The 3,848-nt window shown below is 33.5% G+C and carries 3 protein-coding genes; all 3 read left to right on the plus strand.

The genetic code is table 11. The features are described 5' to 3' along the window. The coding region (locus tag ACUSJC_RS16650; protein WP_449270681.1) for a hypothetical protein at window positions 1-238 on the plus strand (238 nt) is incomplete at its 5' end. A 114-nt stretch (window positions 239-352) separates the two neighbouring features. Then, on the plus strand, window positions 353-2,866 hold the full coding sequence (locus tag ACUSJC_RS16655) for a T9SS type A sorting domain-containing protein (RefSeq protein ID WP_449270682.1): 2,514 nt from the start codon (window positions 353-355) through the stop codon (window positions 2,864-2,866). 244 nt (window positions 2,867-3,110) lie between these two features. Continuing rightward, the coding region (locus ACUSJC_RS16660) for a hypothetical protein (protein ID WP_449270683.1) at window positions 3,111-3,848 on the plus strand (738 nt) is incomplete at its 3' end.

Below are 3,848 nucleotides of genomic sequence, written 5' to 3' on the forward strand. Positions count from 1 at the left end.
TGCATTAAGACCAATTGACAAACCAATCGGTGATGCAATGAAATTTAATGATTCAATAGACGGAGCTTACAAAATAGAGCTAACTCTTTCTAATGAAAAAGCACCAAGAGTTTATAAATTCAATGTAAAAAACAATGAAATAGTTTACATCGATGAACAAGACAGAACTAAAATGACCGATCCTACCAGATTAATTGAAGGATGGGATGATTTTGTTTGTTTGAAATTAGAAAAATAAAAAAAGAAAGAGGTGTAAACATTTTCAAAAGCTGTTTTAAAACTGAAATAATGAATTACATTTACACCTCTTTTTAAAATTCCTAACCTTAATAAATAAAAACTATTTAATTTTATGAAAAAACTATACTTACTTATTTTAGTTTTAGTTTCTATTATGTCTTTTGGACAAACCTACGACTACACTATTTATGACACTTCTAATTCAGGAATTGCTAGTAACTACGTTGGAGATGTCAAGATTGACAGCAATGGATTATTATGGATTTCGTCATATAGTGGGGTTTCTACTTTTGACGGAACTACTTGGACAATTTATAATACAAGTAATTCAGGGATTGCGTCTAATGCTATATCAGAAGTAGAAATTGATGGCTTGGGAAGAAAATGGATGGCCTCAGGAAACAATGGAGTTATCTTATTAAATGGTACTACTTGGACTAATTATACCTCAACTAATTCGGGATTACCAAGTAATGGTGTAAGCTTAATAGCGGTAGACGGTTTAAATAATCTTTGGGCTGTTACCGATTTTGGACTTACAAAGTTTGATGGTACCACTTGGACTACTTATAATGCTCTAACAAATATTAATTCTATTGAAATTGATGAAACAAACGGAATATGGGTTACTAATAACGGCGTGATGTACAAGTTTAACGGCTCTGATTATGACTTTATTTACCAAGGAACCGATAAAATATTGAAAACTTCGGGAGACATGATTTATGTTGCAGGTTTTGATAACTTATTTACTTTTACAATTGCTGGAGATTTCCTTGCCTCATATTATCAGGGTAGTTCTTGTCTTGCAGGCTATCAATTAAAAGCTCTTGATGTTGATAGCAACGATAAAGTTTGGATTGCGTTTAGTGGAGATGGTTTACAAAACTTTACGGATTGTGTTTCTTATACTACTTCTAATTCAGATTTACCGGATAATTATTTTAGTACTGTTAATACGCAAGCTACCGGAACTATCTGGGTAGGAACATTGCAACTTGGGTTAGTTAAAATGTCAAACACGGCAACTTGTAATCCACCAACACAGTTTTGGACAGAAAACATCACTGCAACATCAGCAACTCTTAACTGGTTAGCACCTTCAACTTCAAGCCCTGATGGTTATATATATGTGTACAATACTACAAATGAAATTGGCGGTATAGATGGTTATACAACTTCTACATCCGCTTCAATAGATGGTTTGTCACCCAATACTGATTATCATTGGTGGGTTGCTTCTGTTTGTGGAAATGAACAATCAGAATGGGTTTACGGAGGTTATTTTTTAACATTGCAAGCAGAGACCTCTTTTTGTTGGCAAACAATAAGTTCTGGTCAACAATTTACCGTAGCAATAAAAGAAGACGGGACACTTTGGTCGTGGGGAGCAAATAATTATGGTCAATTAGGTCATCCTTCAGCATCAAATATTAATATACCTACTCAAATAGGTGTCGACAATAATTGGGAGAATGTTTCATGTGGATCAGGTCATGTACTTGCACTAAAATCAGACGGAAGTCTTTGGGCATGGGGATATAACCAAGATGGTCAATTAGGAGATGGAACAACAATTAATAGAAACACGCCTGTTCAAATAGGTTCTGCAACAAATTGGCAAAATATAAATGCTGGAGGGCTTCATAGTCTTGCACTTAAAACAAATGGAACGCTATGGTCTTGGGGGCTCAACACAAATGGCCAGTTAGGAGATGGGACAACAACAAATAAAAATATACCTATTCAAATAGGAACAGCAGCTGATTGGGTAAATATTGGCACAGGAAATACTCATAGCTTAGCTATTAAAAGTAATGGTACACTTTGGGCTTGGGGAAGTAATAATAGCGGACAACTAGGAGATCAAAGTACTATTGCTAAAACAACACCTGTTCAAGTAGGAACTTCAAACGACTGGAAAAATATTGATGGAGGTATTAATTTTACTGTAGCAACTAAAACAAATGGTACACTTTGGACTTGGGGAAGCAATGACTATGGTCAATTAGGTTTAAACGATTTGTTAAATAGAGCCTATCCAAGTCAAGTAGGGTCGGCAACAAGCTGGGATTTAGTATCTGCTGGAGGTTATCAAGTAATAGCTACAAGAAATTATGGTGCTATTTTTTCTTGGGGGCGAAATGATTCTGGGCAACTAGGTAATGGAACTTATACAGATGTTTTAGCACCGGGTTTACTTTTTAATGAAGATGGATGGACTGTCGTTAGCACTGGATATAATTTTTCTTCGGCTATTGTAAACAACGGAAACCTTCACACATGGGGGTACAATTCTTCTGGACAACTAGGAAATGGTAGTTATACAAACGATACATATATATTTGGCACACTTCCTTGCCCAACAAGCACATTATCTACCGAAGATTTCGCAATAAACAAATTAAAAGTATATCCAAATCCGGTAAATGATGTTTTAAATATTTCTTTTGATAATGAAATAACAGCAGTTTCTATAATTAATTTATTAGGTCAAGAAGTACTTACTAAAGCTATTAACGCTACTGAAGGCAAAATAGATGTTTCTGACTTAACCCCCGGAACTTACTTGGTGAAAGTAACTTCTAATAATGAAGGAAAAATATTAAAAATTATTAAAGACTAGATTTTTCAGTATGGTTGGTAAAAAAATCCCAAGTTCTTTTTTGAGCTTGGGATTTTTTATTCTATAATGTGTTCAAATGCTGATTTTTGTAAAAACGAATGTATCTCAAAATTCAACGAATTTGTTTTTAATCCCAACATATATTCATTAGGTAAAATTACTATTTAGCTTTGATTTATTATTGCATTGTAATTCTTTAAGAATAGGAGATTTTACATATAACTAATAATAAATAATGCAAAAAATGAAAAAAAAAGTCGTACTTCTAGGCTTAGTATTGTTCTCTTTTGTTAATACTAATGCACAATTATTAAACAAAATAAAGAAAACAAAAAACCAGGCTTCTCAAACCAAAGAAGTTGTGGAAAAAGGGAAAGAGGTAGTAAAAGGAGGAAAAAAGAAATTATCGAGTGGTTCCGATGGATTAAAATTAGATTGGAATACTTTCAAACAAACGCCAGCCGTTACTTTTAGTTCGCTACTTTATGGTACTACTGCAGGAACAATTAATAGTTATACGGCAACTTTTATTCCGAATAAAACTGTAGATGGGAAAACAGTAAATCCTATTTATGACCAAGCGGAGTATTTAAAAATTAAGGTTTTTAAAGATAATCAATACATGAACTATTTTGAATATTCAGGAAATCAAGTTTTTGATGACGGAAAAAAAACAAAATTCAACGAACCAAGTAGCCGCTACCAACGAGATGGTGAATGGGTGGGACATTCAGAATCGTTTATAACACAATGGGGTGCAGGAAATTATAGATTAGATTTTTATGCAGGAGATAAAATGTTTTACTCGTTTGATTTTGAGTTGGCTAAATTAGTTGATGATGATCCTTATGCAACTACAAATGAAATGTATGTTACCCGCGGACCATGGAGCAATTATGCTTTTATGCAGCATGCCGAATCAGGAAATCTAATTTTTGGTTTTTATTTAAATCATGAGATTTTTAAACCAAACCCTTCTAAT

This window comes from Flavobacterium sp. U410 (assembly GCF_053570605.1).

Coding starts and splice junctions, on each gene's coding strand:
- ACUSJC_RS16655 (WP_449270682.1), top strand. CDS start 353: ATGAAAAAACTATACTTACTTATTTTAGTTTTAGTTTCTATTATGTCT.